The organism is Paenimyroides baculatum (assembly GCF_008629655.1).
Lineage (GTDB): Bacteria > Bacteroidota > Bacteroidia > Flavobacteriales > Flavobacteriaceae > Flavobacterium > Flavobacterium baculatum.
Window position 1 is genome coordinate 57,071 of sequence record NZ_VWSG01000013.1, and the last position, 24,107, is coordinate 81,177.

19 protein-coding genes are annotated in these 24,107 nt (G+C 34.3%); 13 read left to right on the forward strand and 6 right to left on the reverse strand.

The window, feature by feature from the left end:
• Positions 1 to 2: 2 nt before the first annotated feature.
• A complete protein-coding gene (locus tag F0460_RS14110; protein WP_150014347.1) occupies positions 3 to 887 on the reverse strand; it encodes an AraC family transcriptional regulator in 885 nt (294 codons plus the stop codon).
• A gap of 132 nt (positions 888 to 1,019) precedes the next feature.
• Between F0460_RS14110 and F0460_RS14115 the strand changes: the two genes are divergently transcribed.
• From F0460_RS14115 to mqo, 6 genes are all read left to right on the forward strand, one after another.
• A complete protein-coding gene (locus F0460_RS14115; RefSeq protein WP_150014349.1) occupies positions 1,020 to 2,801 on the forward strand; it encodes an ABC transporter ATP-binding protein in 1,782 nt (593 codons plus the stop codon).
• Between the two features lie 52 nt (positions 2,802 to 2,853).
• A complete protein-coding gene (locus tag F0460_RS14120) occupies positions 2,854 to 5,136 on the forward strand; it encodes an AsmA family protein (protein ID WP_150014351.1) in 2,283 nt (760 codons plus the stop codon).
• Between the two features lie 34 nt (positions 5,137 to 5,170).
• Entirely contained in the window at positions 5,171 to 5,917 is a 747-nt protein-coding gene (locus tag F0460_RS14125) for an SDR family NAD(P)-dependent oxidoreductase (RefSeq protein ID WP_150014353.1), read from the forward strand.
• Positions 5,918 to 6,005: 88 nt separating this feature from the next.
• Positions 6,006 to 7,187 (forward strand): AIR synthase related protein, encoded by a 1,182-nt coding sequence (locus tag F0460_RS14130; RefSeq protein WP_150014355.1) that lies wholly within the window; start codon positions 6,006 to 6,008, stop codon positions 7,185 to 7,187.
• 13 nt (positions 7,188 to 7,200) lie between these two features.
• Entirely contained in the window at positions 7,201 to 7,605 is a 405-nt protein-coding gene (ruvX, locus tag F0460_RS14135) for a Holliday junction resolvase RuvX (protein ID WP_150014357.1), read from the forward strand.
• Positions 7,606 to 7,642: 37 nt separating this feature from the next.
• On the forward strand, positions 7,643 to 9,133 hold the full coding sequence (gene mqo / locus F0460_RS14140) for a malate dehydrogenase (quinone) (protein WP_150014359.1): 1,491 nt from the start codon (positions 7,643 to 7,645) through the stop codon (positions 9,131 to 9,133).
• A gap of 119 nt (positions 9,134 to 9,252) precedes the next feature.
• Here the strand turns inward: mqo and F0460_RS14145 are convergent, their stop codons facing one another.
• Genes F0460_RS14145 through tsaD form a run of 4 tightly spaced genes read right to left on the reverse strand, consistent with a single transcriptional unit; the run spans position 9,253 to position 12,750 of the window.
• Positions 9,253 to 10,431 carry a THUMP-like domain-containing protein gene (locus F0460_RS14145; RefSeq protein ID WP_150014361.1) on the reverse strand — a complete coding sequence of 393 codons (1,179 nt, stop codon included), beginning with the start codon at positions 10,429 to 10,431 and terminating at the stop codon, positions 9,253 to 9,255.
• Between the two features lie 11 nt (positions 10,432 to 10,442).
• Entirely contained in the window at positions 10,443 to 11,147 is a 705-nt protein-coding gene (locus tag F0460_RS14150; protein ID WP_150014363.1) for a 16S rRNA (uracil(1498)-N(3))-methyltransferase, read from the reverse strand.
• 8 nt (positions 11,148 to 11,155) lie between these two features.
• Positions 11,156 to 11,692 carry a hypothetical protein gene (locus F0460_RS14155; protein ID WP_150014365.1) on the reverse strand — a complete coding sequence of 179 codons (537 nt, stop codon included), beginning with the start codon at positions 11,690 to 11,692 and terminating at the stop codon, positions 11,156 to 11,158.
• A 38-nt stretch (positions 11,693 to 11,730) separates the two neighbouring features.
• Entirely contained in the window at positions 11,731 to 12,750 is a 1,020-nt protein-coding gene (gene tsaD, locus F0460_RS14160) for a tRNA (adenosine(37)-N6)-threonylcarbamoyltransferase complex transferase subunit TsaD (RefSeq protein ID WP_150014367.1), read from the reverse strand.
• Between the two features lie 145 nt (positions 12,751 to 12,895).
• Here tsaD and F0460_RS14165 point away from each other — a divergent pair, with 145 nt between their 5' ends.
• The 5 genes from F0460_RS14165 (at position 12,896) to F0460_RS14185 (ending at position 21,442) form a co-directional block, all read left to right on the forward strand.
• On the forward strand, positions 12,896 to 17,365 hold the full coding sequence (locus F0460_RS14165) for a translocation/assembly module TamB domain-containing protein (RefSeq protein WP_150014369.1): 4,470 nt from the start codon (positions 12,896 to 12,898) through the stop codon (positions 17,363 to 17,365).
• Positions 17,366 to 17,415: 50 nt separating this feature from the next.
• On the forward strand, positions 17,416 to 18,405 hold the full coding sequence (gene pfkA, locus F0460_RS14170; protein ID WP_150014371.1) for a 6-phosphofructokinase: 990 nt from the start codon (positions 17,416 to 17,418) through the stop codon (positions 18,403 to 18,405).
• Positions 18,406 to 18,408: 3 nt separating this feature from the next.
• Positions 18,409 to 19,416 carry a type I glyceraldehyde-3-phosphate dehydrogenase gene (gene gap / locus F0460_RS14175; protein WP_150014373.1) on the forward strand — a complete coding sequence of 336 codons (1,008 nt, stop codon included), beginning with the start codon at positions 18,409 to 18,411 and terminating at the stop codon, positions 19,414 to 19,416.
• A gap of 467 nt (positions 19,417 to 19,883) precedes the next feature.
• Entirely contained in the window at positions 19,884 to 20,729 is an 846-nt protein-coding gene (locus tag F0460_RS14180) for an N-acetylglucosamine kinase (RefSeq protein WP_150014375.1), read from the forward strand.
• 242 nt (positions 20,730 to 20,971) lie between these two features.
• Positions 20,972 to 21,442, forward strand: a complete 471-nt coding sequence (locus F0460_RS14185) for a hypothetical protein (protein ID WP_150014377.1) — start codon at positions 20,972 to 20,974, stop codon at positions 21,440 to 21,442.
• 1 nt (position 21,443) lies between these two features.
• On the opposite strand, the gene F0460_RS14190 is transcribed toward F0460_RS14185, so the two are convergent.
• On the reverse strand, positions 21,444 to 21,788 hold the full coding sequence (locus tag F0460_RS14190; RefSeq protein ID WP_150014379.1) for a low molecular weight phosphatase family protein: 345 nt from the start codon (positions 21,786 to 21,788) through the stop codon (positions 21,444 to 21,446).
• A gap of 415 nt (positions 21,789 to 22,203) precedes the next feature.
• On the opposite strand from F0460_RS14190, the gene F0460_RS14195 reads away from it, so the two are divergent.
• Both F0460_RS14195 and F0460_RS14200 read left to right on the forward strand, forming a co-directional pair.
• Positions 22,204 to 23,298: an AAA family ATPase gene (locus tag F0460_RS14195; protein WP_150014381.1), complete on the forward strand. Its 1,095-nt coding sequence runs from the start codon at positions 22,204 to 22,206 to the stop codon at positions 23,296 to 23,298.
• Between the two features lie 3 nt (positions 23,299 to 23,301).
• Complete coding sequence (locus tag F0460_RS14200) at positions 23,302 to 24,015, forward strand: hypothetical protein (RefSeq protein WP_150014383.1); 714 nt, start codon at positions 23,302 to 23,304, stop codon at positions 24,013 to 24,015.
• Positions 24,016 to 24,107 lie beyond the last annotated feature (92 nt).

The window sequence follows — 24,107 nt, forward strand, 5'->3', positions numbered from 1 at the left end:
AATTATCTTTCGTTTTTATACATTTTTCGAAAATCCGAGGCCGTAATTGCAACCTGTTTTTTAAACAATCGTGAAAAATAGGTATAATCTGTAAAACCTAAATCAAACGCAATTTCGTTAAGGGTTTTGTTGGTATAAAGTAATTGACGTTTTGCTTCCAGAACAATACGATCGGTAATAATTTCGGTAGTAGTTTTTTGGGTGATCGACTTAACTATTCTATTTAAATGTTTTTGGGTAATATTCAATAAATCAGCATATTCGGTTGCTGATTTTATTTTTGTAAAATGTTCGTCGACCAACTTTTCAAACTTTGAAAATACCGACTGGTAATGTCTTAAATCTGAAAAATTAACAGCACTTTGGGTTTCTAAAAATCGGTTTAAATAAATATAGATCTGTGTTAAATACGATAAGATCAATTGTTTTTTCTTCCATTCTTCTTTTGCAGATTCCATTAAAAGTGTTTTAAAAAGATCTTTTATCAACTGGCATTTATCTTTACTCAAATAGATACATTTATCAGAATAATTCGATTCAAAAAAAGGAAAATCTTTAATGGAATTATTCACATACGTCATTTCATAAAAATCTTCGGTATGAAAAAAAATGTATCCGTCAATATCGTCTGAAAGTTCCCACGAATGCGTTTGTCCAGGATACAGAAAAAAGACCGATCCTGGTTTTACTTCGTACTTATTAAAGTCAATTTCGTGAATTCCGGTGCCTTTTGTAAACAGAAAAACAGCATAAAAATTATGCTTGTGCGGCTTCTCAATTCGCGAGTGATGTAAAAGCAAATGATTGGTTATGGTGTTGGCATAAAAAGAGTTTTCAGGTTCTTTATTTTTAAAATCATTTATTTTTAACAGTTCAATTTCAGACATTTTTAAAAATTTATTTGCGTAATCAATTAAAAATCAATACATTTGATTCATTACAAAATTAAACTTTGTATTTCATATTTATTTAAAGATTGCTGGGGTTTCTTGGCAATCTTTTCTTATTTTTAAATAAAAATGCAAATCGCAACGTTGTTTAAAAATTTACGGCCGTATGTAAAACCTTACAGAACATTGGTTACGGGCACATTACTGCTTACTTTGGTAGGATCGTTAACGGCACAGGTTAACGCTTGGATTTTGCGTTACACGGTTGACGAACTTACTTTGATTATTCCCCAGCAGAATGCTTTGCAGCTTGGTTTAAAATTACTTCTTTTTATTTCAATTGTATTAATTGGTAAAGAAATTTTAAATGCCTTTATAACTTTCGGACAAAAATATTACGGTGAAAAACTGCGAATTTATATTTCTAAAGATCTTGCACAAAAAATTATCGATAAAATTTTAACCTATCGATTGTCTTTTTTTACATCGAACGATAACGAAGCAGGAAGATTGCAAACTCGAATTGATCGCGGTATAGAAAGTTTAACAAGGCTGGTTCAAAACTTTTTTATTGATATTGTACCATTATTTGCAAATGCTATTGTGGCGTTGTTCTTTATGTTTCAGGCAAATTTTTACGTTGGTTTGGTTGGTTTGTGTATTGTTCCAATTTATTTTATAGTTACCAAAAAACAGGCACAGAAATTAAGCGGATGGCGTAGAAATTTACGTGGCTTTCGCGAATCTAAATCACAGGGAATCATTAGTATTATCGATTCAATTACGGTTATAAAATCGTTTAATAGAGAAGATATCGAATCTAAAAAACAGCTACAGCTTCAAAACGAATTAACCAACAACCAGTTGCAAACACGTAAAACCAGTTTCTTTTTCGACGGATTAAAATCGTTTATTGAGCAATTCGGTGTGGTAATCATCATTATTTTAACGGCATATTTTGTGCTTACGGGCAATATGACCATCGGTACCATTATGTTTCATATCTTGCTGTTCAACAACGTATCGGCACCTATAAGACAGTTGCACAGAATTTATGATGAAATGAATGATGCCATGATTTATTCTGAAAGTTATTTTGAAATTTTAGATGCTAACGAAGAGAAAGAAGCATCGGGAACCGTTAAAACCGAATTTTTAAAAGGACATTTTAAACTGAATAATGTTTCATTTGCATATCCAAACGGAACAAAAGCGTTGTTTGACATTAATATTGATATTCAACCCAATAAAATTACAGCTTTGGCTGGTTTATCCGGTGCAGGAAAAAGTACGATTATAAATCTGTTGGATAAATTTTATACACCTTCGTCTGGTGAAATTCTTTTAGACGGAATTCCTTTAGAAGATTACGACACCCATTTTTTAAGAGAAAATATTGGATTGGTGCTTCAAAAAAATCATATTTTCAGCGGATCGATTGCTGATAATATCCGTTACGGAAAAGTAAATGCAACAAATGAAGAAGTTATAGAATCAGCAAAAAAAGCATATATTCATGATCAAATTGTAAAATTGCCTGATCAGTACGAAACAAAAGCAACAGCTTTATCTGGCGGACAACAACAACGAATTGCAATCGCACGGATGTTTTTAAAGAATCCGCCAATAATTTTTCTCGATGAACCCACGGCAAGTTTAGATGCTATTGCTACTGAACAGATTAAAAACAGCTTGGATGCCATTAAGAAAAACCGCACGGTTGTTATTATTTCTCACAGTATTTCACAGATCATCGACGCCGATATTATTTACGCCATGAAAGAAGGAAAAATTACGGAAGTTGGCAAACATGAAGAAATTTATAAGCAAAATGGCGTGTACAAAGAAATTTTCGATGCCAGCGCGCGAAGCATGAATATTGAAAAAATTGCAAAAACCTACGATAATTAAATTTCTTTAAAGTCAGATTTTTTTCCTACATTTAATAAAAAATGTAGCTTTTATGAAAATCACCAAACCTGTAAAAATCATAGGCATTATTGCCTTGTCTGTACTATTGTTGGCAGTTATTGTAAATGTTGCAATAAATTTGATCATTAAAAATCAGCTTCCTAAAATTATCGAAGACAAAAACGATACCGCCTATAATCTGGTGTATGACGATATGAATTTCTCAATTTTCAGCAACAGTTTGTCTATAGAAAATGTGGAATTAACACCCAAGAAGAATGCTGATATTAAAAAAGACATCGATTTTTTTGGAAAAGTAGAACGTATCAGTGTAACAGGAGTAAATTTCTACGAACTTATCAAGAATAAAAATCTAAAAGCCTATACTATTTCTGTTATTGGTCCGGATATTACCGTTTTAAAACCTGCGGTGCGCGACACGCTTAAAAGTGAATCAAAGTTATCATCTATTATCGATATTGATAAAATAAGTATTCAAAAAGCGCATTTAAGAATGATGACTTCTGGCAACGACACACTTTTACACGAAGTTTTTAATTTTAATTCAGAAATCGATGGAATTCACATGGGCGAGTACACTGCCAAAAAAGATATTCCGTTTACATATACCGATTACAGTTTTAAAATTGATTCCATTTATAGTGTGGTAAACGATCTGCAAATAGTAAAATCTGCAAAAATAGAAATAGACAAGGACAACATTTCTGTGAACAATTTTAGAATGTTGCCCTATAAAACGTCTAAAGAATTTAAGCAGAATACTATCGAAACCAATACTCGAATTTTGGTCGATGTGCCAAAACTTACCTTAAAAAATACCGATTGGGGTTATAATAATGACGATTTGTATGTGAAGATCGGAACAATTTCTATAGATTCAATCAATGTGCGAATTTTAGATCAAAAAAATCAGACAGTTGCTCAACAGGCAAAAAAAGATATTGAAAAAGTTGCACAGCCGTTGATTCCTTTTCAGTTGGATGTTGATGAAATCGATATAAAAAAATCATGGTTTAATTCGTTGGGAATATTAGATATAAGCAATGTAAACATCAAAATTAAAAAGATCTCCAACAAAGTAAAACAGCATTTATTGATTGATGAATTTCAGTTGAATAATCCGCAGTTTGTACATATTCCAAAGAAAACACCTAAAAAAACAAGCGAACCTAGTAAATTGAACGATCTTATTTTAATCAATAAAGTTTCGGTGAACAACGCCAATTACGTTTTAAAAGATAAAAACGCAAAGTATAAAAAACTAACGGTTAACAACTTTAATTTAACCTTAAGTGATATTCGGGTCGACGATAAAACGGTTCTGGAAAACGTTCCGTTTGTGTATAAAAATCCTTTGCTTACAACAGGTAAAATTCATTTCGATACCGGTAAAGATTACAACATTCATGCAGCGGGAATTGTTGTAAAACAGGCAAATGCATCCGTAAAAGATTTTAAAATGATTCCGAAAATAACCCGTAAACAGCATGCGTCAAAATTAAAGTACGGTCAGGATTATTACAATTTATCAACAGCATCTATTCAGTTCAACAACTTTAATTGGGGTTTTAACGCACAAGATGAATTTTTTATTAAGTTTAAAGAAGTAGTTTTAAATAGTATGGATGCGCATATTTATCGCGATGCATCGATTCCCAACAACCCAAAAGAAAATCATTTGTACAGTTACAGGTTGCGAAATGTTGATTTTCCTTTCGAAGTTCAAAGCCTAAAAATCAAAAATTCTAAACTAATTTACGAAGAAGATTCTGCTACAAGTACCAATCCGGGCAAGCTTACTTTTGCGAATTTCAATTTAACGGCATCGAATATTTATAGCGGATACAAGCGTTCAAGCGGACCAAAAACACAGATTGTTGTCAATACAAAATTTATGCAGCAGGGCGATTTGGTAGCAAGCTGGCAGTTTGACATTATGGATCGATCTGATAAATTCAACATCAACGGCGATTTAAAGAACTTTCCGGCTCCGGCAATGAATCCGTTTTTAAAACCTTATATGAAAGTTCAGGCAAACGGCAAGATCGATCACATGGCGTTTAATTTCAACGGAAACAACGATCAGGCGAACGGAAACTATGCTATGGATTTCAAAAATTTAAAAATGACGCTTTTTAACAAGGAAAATAAAGAACGTAAAGTGTTAACTGCTGCTGCTAATTTGGTTGTAAGATCTGATACCGATGGATTTAAAAAGACGGAGATTAAACCGGTTGATCGTAAAAAAGAAAAATCGTTTTTTAATTTTTTATGGTTGTGCATAATGCAGGGCTTAAAACAAACGGTAATTTAAAAATGTAATTAACTTTGCCAAAAGATTTCGATTAATGAAAACAATACTTATTACGGGTGCAAGTTCAGGAATTGGCTATGCAACTGCGAAAATTTTGGCTGAAGGAAACCGATTGATTCTTTGTGGAAGAAGGTTGGAACGATTACAACAACTGGAAGCCGAACTTACCAATACACCAACCTTATTATTACAGTTTGATGTTGCAAAGAAAGAAGAAGTTTTTACTGCTTTTAATTCGATCCCTGCTGAATGGCAAAATATAGATGTATTGATTAATAATGCAGGTAATGCGCATGGTTTGGCTAGTTTTCAGGATGCCGATTTAGATGATTTGGATGCAATGATCAACATCAACGTAAAAGGATTAATCTATGTAACCAAAGCATGTTTGCCTTTTATTAAAAATTCTCATAATGCACATATCGTAAATATTTCATCGATTGCCGGTAAACAGGCTTATGCAAACGGAGCAACGTATTGTGCATCAAAATGGGCGGTAGAAGCACTTACAAAAGGCATGCGTTTAGATTTTCTTCCGTTGGGAATTAAAGTTACAGGTATAGCACCCGGCGCCGTTGAAACAGAATTTTCTTTGGTTCGATTTAAAGGAAATGAAGATATAGCAAGTAAAGTTTATCAAGGTTATAAACCTTTAAAAGCCGAAGATATTGCCGCGAATATTGCTTTTGCAGTAAATCAACCAAAACATGTGCAAGTAGCCGATATTACAATTCTGCCGCAAGCACAAGCTGACGCTACTACGATTTTGCGTACTTTATAACAATTTATATAATCATTATATATTTGTTATACATTCCATTGCAAAACATTGTTTTTAAATGTAAATTTGCACAACAACACACAAAAATATGAGTTCAGATAATAGTACAAATCGTTATGCGCAACGTGGGGTATCTGCCCAAAAAGAAGATGTGCATAATGCTATTAAAAATATTGATAAAGGATTGTTTCCTAAAGCTTTCTGCAAAATTGTTCCCGATTATTTAACAAATGACGAAGATTATTGCTTGATTATGCACGCCGATGGAGCAGGAACAAAATCGTCTTTGGCGTATCTTTATTGGAAAGAAACCGGCGATTTATCTGTATGGAAAGGTATCGCACAAGATGCTTTGATTATGAATATCGATGATTTGTTGTGTGTTGGTGCTACAGATAACATCATGTTGTCGTCTACAATCGGCAGAAACAAAAATCTGGTTCCGGGCGAAGTTATTTCTGCAATTATCAACGGAACAGAGGAATTGATTGATGAATTGAAAAAATTCGGAGTTACGATTCATTCTACAGGTGGTGAAACGGCTGATGTTGGTGATGTTGTTCGAACAATTATTGTAGATTCTACGGTTACGGCTCGAATGAAACGTAGCGATGTTATTGACAATGCCAATATTAAACCGGGCGATGTTATTGTAGGTTTGGAATCTTTCGGACAGGCAACTTACGAGAAAGAATACAATGGCGGTATGGGAAGCAACGGTTTAACATCTGCTCGTCACGATGTTTTTGCCCATTATTTGGCAGAAAATTACCCAGAAAGTTTTGATCCGTCGGTACCAAAAGATTTGATCTATTCTGGTGCTAAAAAATTGACCGATGAAGTGGAAGAATCGCCAATAAACGCTGGTAAATTAGTGCTTTCTGCAACCAGAACCTACGCACCAATTATAAAAGAAATATTAGCAAAATTTAGTGCAGATGATGTTCACGGAATGGTTCACTGTTCTGGTGGCGCGCAAACAAAAATTTTGCATTTTGTAGATAATGTTCACGTAATTAAAGACAATTTGTTCGATGTTCCGCCGTTATTTAAGTTGATACAAGAGCAATCGCAAACCGGTTGGAAAGAAATGTATCAGGTTTTCAACTGCGGTCATAGAATGGAATTGTACGTTAACCCTGAAATTGCAGAAGAAATTATTGCCATTTCTAAATCGTTTAACGTAAACGCACAAATTGTTGGAAGAGTTGAAGCATCCGATTCTAAAAAGTTAACCATACAATCTAATTACGGAACGTTTGAATACTAATAATTTCAAGCTAATGGCAATTGATTACGGTGGAAAACGTACCGGAATTGCCGTGACCGACGAAATGCAGATTATCGCATCGGGATTGACAACTGTTGAAACAAAGAATATTTTTACTTTTTTGGAAAATTATTTTAAGACAGACAAAGTTTCAAAAATAGTAGTTGGCGAACCTAAACGCATGAACAATGAAGCATCAAGTATTGGAGCTGAAATTAATAAGTTCGTAGATAAATTAGCAAAACTGTATCCGCAGATAGAAATTATAAGGATAGATGAACGTTTTACATCGAAAATCGCTTTTCAAACAATGATCGATAGCGGTTTAAAGAAAAAACAACGTCAGAACAAAGCGCTTGTAGATGAAATTGCAGCAACTATTTTACTGCAGGATTATATGAGCAGTAACAGATTTTAAAAGATAACGGAAGTTTAAAATAATAGGTCATTTTAAAATGTCAGCAAACAAAAATACAGAAAGCGATGTAGTATTAATTGGTGCAGGAATTATGAGTGCTACACTTGGATTATTGCTAAAAGAACTAAATCCTGGTGCAACAATTGAAATTTTTGAACGCTTGGATAGTGCTGCGCAAGAAAGTTCCGATGCCATGAACAATGCCGGAACGGGTCATGCAGCTTTCTGTGAATTAAATTATACGCCCGAAAAAAACGGAGTGATCGATACCAGCAAAGCATTGGATATTTGCGAACAGTTTGAAGAATCGCGCCAGTTTTGGTCGTATTTGGTGAATAAAAACATCATTCAGTCTCCAAAATCGTTTGTAAATACCGTACCTCATATGAGTTTTGTTTGGGGCGATGCAAATGTAAATTTCCTAAAAAACAGACACGAAGCTTTAAAAAAAGAACCTCTTTTTGAAGCGATGGAATACAGCGAAGATACTGAAACCATTAAAAATTGGGCTCCGCTAATAATGGAAAACCGTAAAGCTGATCAAAAAGTGGCGGCAACCTACATGAATTTGGGAACCGATGTTAATTTTGGCGAATTAACAAAGCGAATGATCAAGCATCAGCTGAAACAAGACGGAGTAAAAGTTACTTTTAATACCGAAGTTTACGATTTAAAAAGAACGCAAGACGGAAAGTGGAAGGTTTCTGTAAAAGATATTAAAACAGGCGAACAACGTACCGTAATTTCAAAATTTGTATTTATTGGTGCAGGTGGCGCATCTATTTTACTATTGAAAAAATCAGGAATTCCAGAAGGAAAACATTACGGTGGATTCCCGGTTTCTGGTCAATGGTTGGTTTGTGAAGATGAACAACTGGCAGAACAACATTTTGCAAAAGTTTACGGATTGGCATCAGTTGGCGCACCGCCAATGTCGGTTCCGCATTTAGATACCCGTTTTGTAAACGGCAAAAAATCATTATTGTTTGGTCCGTACGCTGGCTTTTCAACCAAATTCTTAAAAACCGGATCGTATTGGGATTTGTTCAGTTCTATTTCAACAGGAAATATCGGAACAATGGTTGGTGCAGGTTTGGATAATATGGGTCTGACAAAATATTTGATTTCTGAAGTATTGGCATCGCCAGATAAAAAATTAGCTTCATTAAAAGAATATTTCCCTGATGCTAAACAAGAAAATTGGCGATTAGAAATTGCTGGTCAGCGTGTACAAACCATGAAACGTAACAGTGAAGGGAAAGCAGAATTGGCTTTTGGAACCGAAGTTGTGAATGCTGCCGATGGTAGCTTGGCGGTTTTATTAGGCGCATCTCCAGGTGCATCAACAACAGTTACCATTATGTTGAAGCTGATTGAAAAATGTTTCCCTAATGAGTTTAAATCACCAGAATGGCAGGCAAAATTCAAAGAAATGATTCCTTCATTTGGATTAAAATTAAACGATCACCCGGAGTTATTAAAAGAATTAAGAGCAGAAACTTCTAAAACTTTAGAATTAAAATATTAATAGATTAGGCAAAATTTAAACTATTAAAATTTACACATTGTTTGTCATTCCGTAGGAATCTAATAGAGAAATTCAGTATAAAAAACTATATGTGAATCAATAATAAAAACAACGACCGATTAATTATCGGTCGTTGTTTTTTTACAAAGCACTACAATTTTATCGTTGTTTAAATCGGTTGTGAAAAAAGCGTACAAATCGCCACCGTCTTTGATTTTATGTTTTTTCCGGATTTCTTCTACTTTTAAAGGGAAATTCCGAGTAGTAATATTACACTTTGTATTTTCTAAAAACTTAATGTCTTTTTTATTGTAAGGAATAATTTGTTCAATTTTAAAACAGCGTCCCGCGAAATCGACCAATTCATTTGAAGTGTACAAATGCGAATGTTTATGTAACTTATTCACATTAAATTTCGTTGCAATATCATTATAAACACCAATTTTTAAGTAACTGCTGAATGATTCGTAAAGATAATTTAACGGAAGCGACAACTGTGAATCTGCAGCATCATTTAAAGGAAATATATCTTGATGAATTATTCCATCGTTTGAAATATTGACTGCGATAAGCTCCGGTTGATTTATGAAATCTTTCTCTAAAACAATTAAAAGCTCTTTAACTTCATTGTGCAAACCAATAGCGTAAATTGCTTTAACGTTGTCTAATTCGTTTAAAATTGAAGAAATATCAAGTAATGGAGCAACTTTAATCAAAATGTGGTCTGATCTTTCAAACAGAAATTCCTGTAACTCAACAACATTGGGAGTACAATCTTTTAGTAGAAATACTTTTGTTTTTTTATCATCTCTTCGAGCTGGATCTATATAAATCCAATCGAAATTTTCAGTTGATTGTTTAAGATAAGAAATACTGTCGCCAGATACAGTTTCAATATTATCTGCATTCAAAACCTTAAAATTATGTTGAACAATTGCCGATAAATCTTCTTGAAATTCGCAATGGACAACTTTTTTAAAACGTTTTGCAAAGTAATAATCATCCACTCCAAAACCGCCGGTCAAGTCGATTAGTTTTTCACCAGAAATTAATTCTGCTTTAAACTTTGCCAAGGTTTCCGATGAAGTTTGTTCTATAGATAAGGTGCTCGGAAAAATAACATCTTCATTTGAAAACCAAGTCGGTAATTTCTTTTCGGCTTTCTGTTTTGCCTGAATCTGATTTAAAATCCATGACCATTCATAATTAGCGAAAGGATTTTTCTTTAAAGCTAAATTATTAATGTCTTGCTTTAAGTTATTGTTTATAAATTCTTTTAAATCAGATGGTAATGTCATAAAAGTTTATACTAATTATTCGCTAAAACAAACGTATGGCAACCAACAAGGGCAGCAGTTTCGGTACGTAAACGCGTGTTTCCTAAAGCAACGGGTAAATATCCATTTGCAAGTGCTTTATTGATTTCATTTGTAGAAAAATCGCCTTCAGGACCAATCAGTAACGTATAATTCTTTTGTATTTCAATTAGGTCTTTTAATTCCACTTTATCGGTTTCTTCACAATGTGCAATAAACTTTTGTCCGCTGATTTCTTTCGATAAAAAATCGGTCAGTTTTATTGGTTCATTTAAAATAGGAAGATACATCTGATTCGATTGTTTAATTGCACTGATTAAAATTTTATCAAAACGTTCGGTCTTGATAATCTTTCGTTCCGAATGATCACAGATAATCGGTGTAATTTCATCAACACCAATTTCGGCAGCTTTTTCTAAAAACCACTCGTAACGATCGTTCATTTTTGTTGGTGCAACCACCATGTGAATACTGAAGTTTCGAGCTTCGGTAAATTGTGCTTCATTTATCTTTACAACACATTTCCTTTCTGATGCTAAAACTATTTCACAAATAAATAAAAAACCTTTTCCGTTGGTAATGTGTAAAATAGAACCTTCTAATTTACGTAGAACTTTAACAATGTGTTTGCTTTCTTCTTTATCAAAAGTAAACTCAATTGTATCATTGTCTATATCCGGAGCGTAAAATAACTGCATATTAATTATCAAATATTATTTTTAAAAGCTTTTAACTTTTCTCGTTGAATTCTTTTAAGTTGTCTTTTAGATTTATCTGTAAAAAGATGTCTTGACGTCACATATTCTTCACTTTTTATCCATAATAAGTATCTTTCTTTAAAATCAGATAAACCACTTTCATGTATGTAAGGCAAATAATATTCAATTATGTTAGAATTTCCTTTACAAAATTCACCAAGACAATTTTGAACTAAAGTGAGTTTGTAATAATTCATTCCATCAATTCTATCTGCAATAATGATTGCAAGTTCACCAATAGTCAAATATCTTTCCAAACAGTCAGAATATACTTTAGTTTTGTTTGAGTCCAAGAAATATTCTGATAATATATTTACAGATTTCCAATCATAACTTAATAAAACTTTACCCACGTTCGTGTTTACGATTTCTCGAGAGTCTTTAGTTAAAGATATTTCTTTCAGTAATGAATATACTTCAACATTAGTTTGTGAAAAACAATTTAATTTCAAAAACAAAAAAAGAATTACTAAAATGTTCTTCATAACTATACTATTAGGAAAGATTTAAATAAGATTAGCTTTTAAAATTCCAATCTTGCTTTAGAAACTACTTCATCATCACTAAAAATTCCTAAACGAAATTTATGGTAACCAACAATACCAATCATTGCGGCATTATCGGTTGTGTATTCAAATTTGGGTATAAAGGTTTTCCAACCGTATTTGGTTTCGGTTTCTTTTAATGCTTTGCGAATGCCCGAATTTGCCGACACACCGCCGCCAATTGCAATCTGGGTAATTCCGGTTTGTTCAACGGCAAGCTTAATTTTATCCATTAAAATTTTAATGATAATGTTTTGAACAGAAGCACAAATATCATCGATATTCTCTTTAATAAAATCCGGATTTTTCTGTACTTCTTTCTGAATAAAATACAAAATCTGCGTTTTTAATCCCGAAAAACTAAAATTCAATCCGTCCACTTTCGGTTTGGTAAAGGCGTAGGCTTTTGGATTTCCGTTTTGAGCATGTTTGTCGATCAAAGGACCACCAGGATAAGGAAAACCTAAAATTTTTGCAGTTTTATCATAAGCTTCACCAACTGCATCATCAGTCGTTTCGCCTAAAATTTCCATATCAACAAACGAATTCACTTTCACAATCTGTGTATGTCCGCCACTAATTGTCATCGCCAAAAACGGAAATGTCGGTTTATCGAATCCTTCTTCATCAATAAAATGAGCCAAAATATGTGCGTGCATGTGGTTTACGGCAATCAACGGAATATCCAACGCCATACTTAACGATTTCGCAAAAGAACCGCCAACCAGCAAAGATCCCATTAAACCCGGACCTTGTGTAAAAGTAATAGCACTTAAATCGGTTTTTTGTATGCCGGCTTTTTGCAAGGCAACTTCTACAACGGGCACAATATTTTGCTGGTGCGCGCGCGAAGCCAATTCGGGAATAACACCACCGTACAACTCGTGAATTTCCTGCTTTGCCACTACATTGCTCAATACTTTATCGTTGCATAATACGGCTGCACCGGTATCATCGCACGAACTTTCAATAGCCAAAATGTACTTTAATTGTTCCATTGTAAAAAATCGGTATAATTTATGTGTATAAAGTCTACTAAATACCGTATTAACTTACATAAATTAGTATTTTTGTTTCTTTAAATTAAAAAGCAAATTTAAAACAAATAAGGCTATCAAAAAACTTTTTAAAATACTGTTTGGGTTGCTCTTGGGCTTGGCGCTGGTTTTTATACTGGCAGCCGTAATTATTACCACACCGATAGTTCAGACAGAATTGGCGCATTACGCGACCACCAGAATTAACGAACAATTCAATATCCGAACGTCGATCGGACAGGTTGCCGTGCAGTTGGATGGAAGTGTTCTGTTGAAAAAAGTGCATGTTTTAGACGACCGAAACAATGATTTAGCCTACATTGACCGATTGTATACCGATATTACTGATTTTAAACAGCTAACCGAAGGAAAATTGTTGTTTGGTAGTACCGAAATTCAGGATGTCAATTTTTTTATCCACAAATACAAAGGTGATAGCTTAACCAATTTAGACAAGTTTATTGCTGTCTTTGACGATGGAAAACCCGGAAGCGGTAAGTTTTTAATGAAGATCGATCATTTGGATCTTACAAATGGAAGGTTCAAAATCACCGACGATAATACCGGAAATACCCCGATTGATTTTAAAGAAATGAACGGTTCTTTAGATAAATTGTTGGTACAAGGCGCGAATATTAATGCCGATATTAATAAGTTATCTCTAAAAGACAAACGCGGAATTTACATAAAAGATCTGGTTACAAGTTTTTCTATGACGAAAAAGGGAATGGATTTAAAACCGTTTGCTGTTGAAACCGAAGAATCGTATATTAAAGGAAACATCGCCATGCGCTATGCCGAAGGCGATTTGAAATATTTTACCGAAAAAGTAAATCTGGCGGTTGATTTGAATAAATCAAAGGTTGCAACAAACGATTTAAAGTATTTCTATAAAGAATTTGGTGCCGATAACGTTCTGTACCTAACCACAAAAGCAACAGGTACGTTGAACAATTTTAAGCTGGAAAACACGCAGCTTTCTGATAAATTCGGATCTGAAATCATTGGAAACTTTGCTTTAAAAAATCTGTTTGTAAAGAAAAATCCGTTTCGGGTTGAAGCTAATCTGAATCGTTTAAATATTACCCGTTCTAATGCCGTTGCGCTGCTTCCTAATGTTTTAGGAAAATCGCTGCCGGTTCAATTGGAAAAATTGGGCTTGCTTAATTTGCAAGGCTTTGTAGCTTATGAAGATTTTTATGTGGATGCCAATGTGGAAGCCACTACAAATCTTGGTTTTGCTAAAGCCGATGTAGAATTATGGAACGTAAATCAAAAACAAAATGCCACTTATAAAGGCGATATTTCGCTTGATAATTTTGATATTGGCGGATTGATCGAAAATGAAAAAATCGGTACAGCAACGTTAACAGCCAGTGTTGACGGTAAAAGTTTCGATCCGGAATCTTTCAACACCATCATAAAAAGTCAGGTACAGCAGTTTACGTTTAACAATTATTCGTATAAGGATATTACGATCGACGGAAACCTGAAACTGCCCGCATACACCGGAACTTTAGTAAGTAAAGATCCAAACGCGCTGCTTGATTTCAACGGAACTTTAGATCTTTCAACAGATAAAACCGCGGTTGATTTTAAAGCAGATATCGAGCATTTGAATATGAATGCCCTAAACATTGTAAAAGATTCGCTGGGTGTTTTTAAAGGTCATTTTGAATTGGCGGGGACAGGAAAAAACTTGGATACGTTTGAAGGTACCATTCTGGCGCAAAATGCAACCTACACCAATTCTAAAGAAACCTATGCGTTTGACAGCCTTTCTATTAAATCGGAATTTCAAGAAAATAACATCCGCAGAATCGATATTAAATCAAATGATATTGTAAACGGATACATTCGCGGAAATTTTAAATATGACCAGCTGAAGGGAATTGTAGAAAACTCGTTGGGAAGTCTGTATAAAAACTATTCGCCTAATAAAATTGCTACCAATCAGTTTATCGAATACAATCTGGATATTCAAAATAAGATTGTCGATTTGTTTGTTCCAAAATTGGAGATTGCAGATGAAACGTCTATTTCCGGAAAAATCACAGCAGATAACGGCGAATTTGTTTTAATAATGAACACGCCTTTTGTAAAGTATGGCGACAATAAACTGACCAATATTCAGATTGATGTGAACAGTCTGCGCGAAAATCAAAATGCATTTATCGCCATTGATACCATAGATTTAAAGGCTTACAAAGCGTACGATTTTGTATTGAACAATGCCAAGAAAAACGATACGCTTTACGTTGATACGCAGTTTAAAGGCGGAACTGAAGCTGCCGATAAGTATTACCTGAATTTTTATCATACCATCGATGAAGAAAATAAATCGGTAGTCGGAATCGAAAAGTCAGAGATTCAGTTTAAAGAATCGCTTTGGTATTTAAATGAGTACAACAACGATAAAAACCGAATTATTTTTAATAAGGAAATCAACGATTTTGTTATTGAAGACATTCAGCTTTCGCACAACGAACAAATGGTTTTGCTGAACGGAAGCATGCACGGAAATAATTACAAGGATCTGAATCTGGAATTTGAGAATGTGGAATTGGATAAAATTACACCCGATTTAACCAATTTAACCTTCGCCGGATTAATCAACGGAAACGTTTCTTTTACACAGGAAAACAACATTTTCAAACCGAAATCAAAACTGAATGTCGAAAATTTAGAGATTAACGATGTACTGCTCGGTTTGTTTAATTTCGAAGTGGAAGGAGATGAATCGTTGCAGAATTTCAATGTTCGATCAAATATTGTAAACGATTTTACCGAGAATTTCTACATGAACGGATTAATTTCGGTAAGCAAAGGTCAAAGTAAACTGAATTTAGATGCCGGCTTTAATAAGTTCAACCTTAAAGCAATTGCACCGTTTTTATCATCGATCATGTCCGATGTCCGTGGGGATGCTTCGGGCCGTGCAACCATTCAGGGAACGCATAAAGATCCCGATATCGAAGGTAAGCTGTATCTTACAAATGCCGGAATGCGCCCCGTTTTTACAGGCGTTGATTATTTGTTCGATGAAAATGCACCGCTCGATGTTACCGAAAGTCAGTTCATTCTTCGAAATGTAAATATTACCGATTCCAAACATAAAACAAAAGGTTTGTTAAACGGAACAATTTCGCACAACAAATTAAAAAACTGGAACATCGATGCAAAACTGTCTTCTAATAATTTATTGGCATTAGACAGCGAATATAAAGAAGGCACTCCTTATTACGGAACGGCTTTTATCGATGGATCTGCAACCATTAAAGGTCCGGTAGAAAGTTTGGTTGTAACCATTGAAGCCGAATCTAAAAAAGGAACTAACATTAAAATTCCTTTAGACGATGCCGGCGGATTGGGCGACAATAATTTTGTTCACTTTTTATCGCCACAAGAAAAAGCCAACCGTTTAAAAGGAATCGAAACGCCGATGAACAATACCCGTTTTGGCGGTGTTCAATTAAATTTCGAGTTTTACATAACGCCCGATGCTGAAATTGAAATTCTGTTAGATCGTGCTTCCGGTCATGGAATGAAGGGTAGCGGAGCCGGTTTTATCACTATGGAAATAAATACGCTGGGCAGGTTCAACATGTGGGGCGATTTTATGGTTTACACAGGCGAATACAACTTTAAATACGGCGGAATCATTGATAAAAAACTCGATGTGGTTAAATATGGAACAATTCGTTGGGACGGCGAACCTTTAAATGCCATTTTAGATTTACAGGCGGTTTATAAAACGCAGGCAAATCCGGGGCTGATCATAGAAAGTTCCGAAGTTAACCGTAAGGTAGATACCGAAGTTTCTATTGCATTGCAGGGAAATTTAAGCAATCCCGAAATTGATTTCTTAATCGATTTTCCAAACGTAAGTTCAAGTATAAAATCAGAAATAGAATTTAAGCTTGCCGATAAAGATACGCGCGAAACACAGGCTATGGCATTGTTGGCAACGGGTGGTTTTATTACAACTACAACAGGCGGAAATGCAGTTTACGGCAGTTTGTTTGAACGTGCCAGCAGTTTGTTCGATGATTTGTTTTCCGATTCTGAAGGGAAGTTCCGCGTAGGGTTGAATTATTCACAGAGTGAGCGAAACCCGAACAGAGAGGTAGAAGATGCAGCCCGTGTGGGTGTTACGTTTTCAACACAGATCAGCGACCGTATTTTGGTAAACAGTAAGTTGGGGGTTCCGATTGGCGGACGTGAAGAAAACGTGATTGTAGGCGATGTGGAAGTTCAACTGCTTTTAAATGATGATGGAACGTTACGTGCGCGTGTTTTCAACCGTGAAAACGATATTAATTACTTGGGTGAAGGTATTGGTTATACGCAGGGAGTCGGTTTAACGTACGAAGTAGATTTTAATACGTTTAAAGAACTCATAAAGAAAGTACTGGTTCGTGCAGACAAACGTGCCAAGCAAAAAGAAGCAGAGAAAAACAAATCAAACAACAATAATACATCTGACGATGATTACGGATTAGATTATATCAAGTTTCAGGAAAAACGTCGGGAAGATACTCCGGAAGAACCAAAAGATAAGCCAGAACCTAAATAGATTCTGGCTTTTTCATTTTATTTTGTATCTTTAGGTTATTAAGAACAGATATGAAATCAAACAAAATAAAGAAAATTGGAGTACTCACATCTGGTGGCGATGCTCCGGGAATGAATGCTGCAATCAGGGCGGTTGTCCGCGCGTGTACTTATTACAAAATTGGTTGTTACGGTATTTTTCGCGGTTTTGAAGGATTGATCGATGGTGATGTAAAAGAAATGGGACCGCGCGATGTAAAATACATTATATCTAAAGGCGGCACTATTTTAAAATCGGCACGGTCAGATGAATTTATGACAGCCAAAGGTCGAAAGAAAGCATATGAAACTATTAAGAAAAATAACATCGATGCATTGATAATCATTGGTGGCGATGGTAGTTTTACCGGCGGAATGATCTTTTCTAAAGAATACAACATTCCCGTTATCGGTATTCCCGGCACCATTGACAATGATATTTACGGAACATCACACACCGTTGGTTACGATACCGCTTTAAATACGGTGATCGACGCTGTTGATAAAATCCGCGACACGGCAACATCTCACAAACGCATTTTCTTTGTGGAGGTTATGGGTCGCGATGCCGGATTTATCGCTTTGAATTCAGGAATTGGAGCAGGAGCAGAAGAGATTTTGATTCCCGAAGAAAATATCGGTTTACCTAAATTGTTAGAGAAATTGAAGAGGAGCAAGGCTTCAGGAAAATCGAGCTGTATTGTAATTGTAGCCGAAGGCGAAAAATCGGGCAAAAATGTGTACGAATTAAGCGATTATGTAGAAGAACATTTACCCGAATACGATGTTCGTGTATCGGTCATCGGACATATTCAGCGCGGTGGTTCGCCAAGTTGTTTCGATCGTGTTTTGGCAAGCAGGTCAGGTGTAGCAGCGGTTGAAGCGTTGTTAAAAGGAGAGGAAAACGTCATGATTGGTCTTCAAAATGATTTAATGGCTTACACTCCGTTAGAAAAAGCGGTTAAAGGCGAAGCAAAAATCGACGATGAATTAATAAGAATATCAGATATATTATCTATTTAAGTTATGGAAAAAGTAAAAATTGGAATAAACGGTTTTGGAAGAATAGGACGATTGGTTTTACGCGAATCATTTGAACGTAACGATGTGGAAATTGTAGCAATAAACGATTTAATGGAAATTGATCTGTTGGCATATCTATTAAAGTACGATTCGGTTCACGGAACGTTTAAAAAAGAAATTTCTGTTGATGGAACGAACTTGATCATTGATGGAAAAAAAATACGAGTGACAGCAGAAAAAGATCCGTCGTTATTAAAATGGGATGAAGTGGGTGTAGAAGTAGTGGCAGATTGTTCGGGTGTTTTTAAAACAATGGACAAAGCAGGTTTGCATTTACAGGCAGGAGCGAAGAAAGTAGTAATTTCATCCCCATCGGACGATATTCCAATGTTTGTAATGGGCGTTAACGATGAAAAGATTACGGCAAACGATACCGTTTTATCAAACGCTTCGTGTACCACGAACTGTCTGGCTCCGATTGCTAAAATATTGAACGATGAATTCGGAATTGTAGAAGGATTAATGACCACCGTTCATGCAGCAACAGCATCGCAATTGGTGGTTGACGGAGCTTCAAAGAAAGATTTCCGTGGCGGTCGGTCTGCCTTAAATAATATCATTCCGGCAAGTACAGGGGCAGCAAAAGCGGTTACCAAGGTAATTCCAGAATTAGAAGGCAAGTTAACCGGAATGGCATTCCGTATTCCAACACCAAACGTTTCGGTGGTAGATTTAACCGTTAAACTGGCAAAACCTACAACGTATGATAATTTAATGAATGTTTTTAAAAAAGCATCAGAAACCAATTATAAAGGAATTTTAGGTTTTACAAACGAACCGGTTGTCTCGCAAGATTTTCTTTCGGATACTCGTACATCAATCATCGATGCCGATGCCGGAATTGCCCTAAACGATACCTTTTTTAAAATTGTGTCGTGGTACGATAACGAGTATGGTTATTCTGCCAAACTTTTAGACTTGATTGTTTATGTAAATAATTTGAAAGTATAAAACAAAAAAAATATTTAAGAGTCTGTTATCACTCATAATTATTGGTTTTGTCATTCAGAACGGAACGTAGTGGAGTGAAGACCCGAGCTTGCGAACTGGCGAAGCAATCTCTTGATTACTAAATGGATTTCTCCTATCGTCGAAATGACAAAATACTGTAAATACTACATATTATGGATATTCATTTAAAATTAATAATTTAATTTCTTTAAACAGTGTCAAAGTTTTAAAATTTGACATTGTTTTTTTATGCTCAACAAATTAACGCTTCAACACCCGAGGACGGAGTCCGAACGGAGCGAAGCTAAATCAACGATTCAACGATACAGTATACATTTTACATTATACAGCATAAAAGCACCCGACATCCCACACCCATCACCCCCTCATCTATTTTTCTTCCATCTCTTTAGGTATTATTACATAAAATAACGTATTTTGTGTCCGAATTTAATTAAGGCAGTTTTATGAAATTTGTAGTTGACAGTGGTTCTACCAAAGCAGATTGGTTGTTATTTAACAACAAACAGTATTTAGGCGTTTACAATACGTTGGGCTTAAATCCGGAAGTTTTGAACACTGATGTATTGGTTGAACGAATCTTGCAGAACGAAGAAATTGCCAATTTACGAACGGCTATTAAAGAAATTTACTTTTACGGATCGGGTTGCAGTACCGTTCATTCAAAAAAAGTAATGCGCGATGCTTTGGAAAAAGTATTTGAAAATGCCGATTTTTTCGAGATTCTGGAAGATACCTATGCGGCTGTTTATGCCACCTGTCACGATTTGCAACCCGGAATTGTCTGTATTAACGGAACCGGATCAAACTGTAGTTTTTTCAATGGTAAAGAGGTAGAGCAGGCAGTGAATTCGTTGGGATATCTGGCAATGGACGATTGTTCGGGTGTAGATTTTGGCAGACGATTGATTCGTGCGCATTATTTTAATACCATGCCAGCCGATCTAAAATCAAAGTTTGAAACAGCTTACAATTTAAATGCCGATTTTATTAAAAAGAATTTTTATAAAGAACCTAACCCGAATGCGTATCTGGCATCGTTTCTTCCTTTTTTAATTGCCAATAAAGATCATGATTTTTTACAGGCTATGATTGCCGATAGTTTTCAGTTTTTTGTAGACCATTACATCAAACAATATCCAAACCATAGTAATGTTCCTGTTCATTTTATAGGATCGACAGCGTTTTTGTTACAAGACGAGTTTAAAACAATCCTTAAAAACAACAACCTGATGGCAGGTGTGTTTTACCAAAAACCGTTAGAAGGTTTAATAGAACTGCATCAGAAATAACGATAGCCACTTTTTTCAATATATAGACCGTCACTTCGAGTGAAATTTCTGTAGCAAAGCGTAGGAAATTTTGTATCGAGAAGTTTTTTTTGTAATCTGAATCTGTCTACCGTCACTTCGAGTGAAATTCCATTAACAAAGCGCAGGAAATTTTGTATCGAGAAGTTGCATAAACCTCAGCAAAACATTCACTGCCACTACAATTCAAGATAATTTTTGTATGTTTATAAAAACGGTTACAGATGAAAAATTACTTGCAAACACCTATTTATAAAAAGTCCGAAGAAATTTTTGAAACACTAAAAGCCATTACCGGTTTATTTCCTGAAGATGATTCTATTTTGACAGATTTAAAAGGTCAGTTGCTGGGCGATGCCATGCTTATTCAGGCGAAATTAGCTGGTGCATTTGCGGTAAAACTCTACGATATAAAAATGGAAAATGCCACCTTGATCCGCAAGGCAGCACGCGATTTAATGGTTTCGTATCACACACTGAAAATGCTTGGTTTTGAAGAGGTAGAATATTACCAGATCATTCGCACGCAGATCGAAGAATTCCGACTGTTATTTGTGGAATGGGTAGACAGTTTCAATGAAAAACACTTTATTACCGATTCGTGGGGTTTGTTCAACCCGCCCGGCGTTGCACATGATTATAAGCAACAAGACAATGAACTTGATTTTTTGGATGAGGAGGAGGAAGATTCATAAATTACTGTTCCAAATAAACCCTTAACTTTTCATCTAAAATTTCAATCAATTCTGTTTGATAGTACTTGTAAATATCCTTGATATCTAAAACAATAATTTCTTTTTTAAACCGACCATTAATAAAATTTTTAACTTCCTTTTTATGGCTGTTTTCCATAACGAAAATGATATTAGCTTGTTCCAAAAGTTCTATTGTCAATGGATTTGTTCCTTCTTGTTCGCAAATTTTACTATTCGTGCCAGCCGAAATAAATTCAAAATCAGCATACTTACTACTGAAATAATCTTCAGCTGTTTTAGATCGTTGCTTATTGGCAGAGCAGATAAATAAAATGGTTTTGGTCATTAAAGTTTTGATTAGATCGCAAACATACTATTTTAATTTTATAGTTTAATTTGTAATTTTATAGATAAAACGCACATTTTACGGGTTTCCTCATAGTATTTTCTTTGTTGCTAATAGAGTCTGTTATTGTCTTCAGAAAAAGTAATGAGAAATTGATGTGCTGTTTTTGTTTTCTTTTAGAAATTGCTATAAAACTTACACACATAAAATTAACTTCTAAAATACAATAACCTTTGGAGCGTTGGGAAAGATCGATAATTTAAAATGTAATTCTAATTGATGTTAATATTACGATTTTTGAAATTATAATTACAATTTAAACATTAATAATTACATTGATTGATAATAATATTACGATTTTATTGTTTTTAATATTTATTTATGTACATTTGTAACGTAATTAATTTTAAAAATCATGTATACAGAGATATTAAGAATTATTGAAGGCGGTTTAGCAAAAGACCCTAGTAAGGTTTACAATTATGCAAAACTGTTAGCTGATAAGATGACCAAAGATGGTGATGAAAAGCAGTCTAAAATGATTTTGAAGATAATTGAGAAAAAAGAACCTGCTAATGCTGTTACTATGGATATGCTTTTAGCTACTCCTGTAGACAATGATAGTAGAATGAGTATTGTTGATGTTGAATTACCATCTAAAGACAAATTTGCTATTGTTTTAGAACCATTATTACAGAATAAAATACAAGATTTTGTTAACGCAGTTAAACATCAGAGCAAATTGATAAGCTTTGGAATTGAAACATCTAACACATTATTATTATATGGTAAACCTGGCTGTGGAAAAACAACTGTAGCGAGATATATTTCTGAACAAACTGGTCTGCCATTGGTAGTAGCAAGATTTGATGCTATAGTTTCTTCATTGTTAGGAAATACAGGTAAAAATATCCGAAAAATATTTGATTTTGCTGATGATAAGCCTTGTATTTTGTTTTTAGATGAGTTTGATGCTATAGCTAAAGCTAGAGATGATCAACACGAGTTAGGAGAGCTTAAAAGAGTAATTAATAGTCTACTACAAAATATTGATAGCTTTTCAAAAAACAACATTTTAATAGCTGCTACCAATCATCCCGAACTTTTAGATAAAGCTATTTGGAGAAGGTTTAATCATGTTATTGAAATTGGATTACCAAAAGAAAGTGAGATTGCTGATTTGATAAAAAAATTTACAGATTCATTTCAAACGGATTTTTTGGAAGATAAAAAGAAGTATGATAGATTGATAAAATTGTTTGATGGTAAATCTCCTTCAGATATTAAAACTGTTGTAAATAATGCTAAAACTCAAGCAGTAATTCACGGTAATGGTATATTAACCTATGATGAGTTATTATTTGAAATTTATGAATTTAACAATCATGGTTCTATATCATTCGATAAGATGATAGAGTTTTTAAACGAAAACGGGATTTCTCAATCCGCTATTGCTGATAAAATGAATGTTTCCTTGAGACAAGTTAGAAATTATTTAAATAAACAATAAGTTATGGCGCTAAATAAAAATTTACCTCTAAAATTCTTTCAAAAAAGAGAGAAAGATGAATCTGGAACTGAAGGTTCCGGTAGCGGTGTTATGCCTAAATGGATAAAAACAGATAATGTTAAGGAAAAATCAATTTATTTTAGACAGGTGTTGAGCCTAGTAGAACCATTGATTGATGAAAAGGTTAGACAAAATAACTACATTCCTACCGTGATGCGACTAAAGATTAATGAAGATGCACTTGCTAAGCGCTTTCGCAAAGAAATAGCTTCAATTTTCAACGTTGATAAGAAGATGAATCTTATTAGTGTGCTTGATAGTGAACTCCTACTAAAAATAGATAATTCGCTTGACTTGAGAAAAATGATAACTAATCTTAGTAAGGCTGATCAAAGAATTCTTTCTGATTCGATAATTATGGGAATTGATGCAATTGAAAATATGGAAGTTTACAGCCCATTAATAGATGTTGATTTTAATAGTAATTCAAAAATAAAGGTTAAGCTCTTCGACTATGGAGATAATGAGCTAAATAGAATTTTGATAAATTCTTTTGAAAACTTTTGTGTTAATAATAGTTTTCAAGCTAAATCAACTTTTTATTCTGCTGACTTAAACATCTACAGTATCACTAAAGTTACTGAAGATACTGTAACTAGATTAAAAGAATTTGATGGAATTCAATTTGTACGTCTTCAAAGTAAATTAGACAGTTAAATATAAAAACTAATTTAGTGTTTAGTTTATAAATTTATTAATTTTTGTTGGTTGTAGAATTGTCTTCTTTTCTGAATTGTACTGTTTTTTAT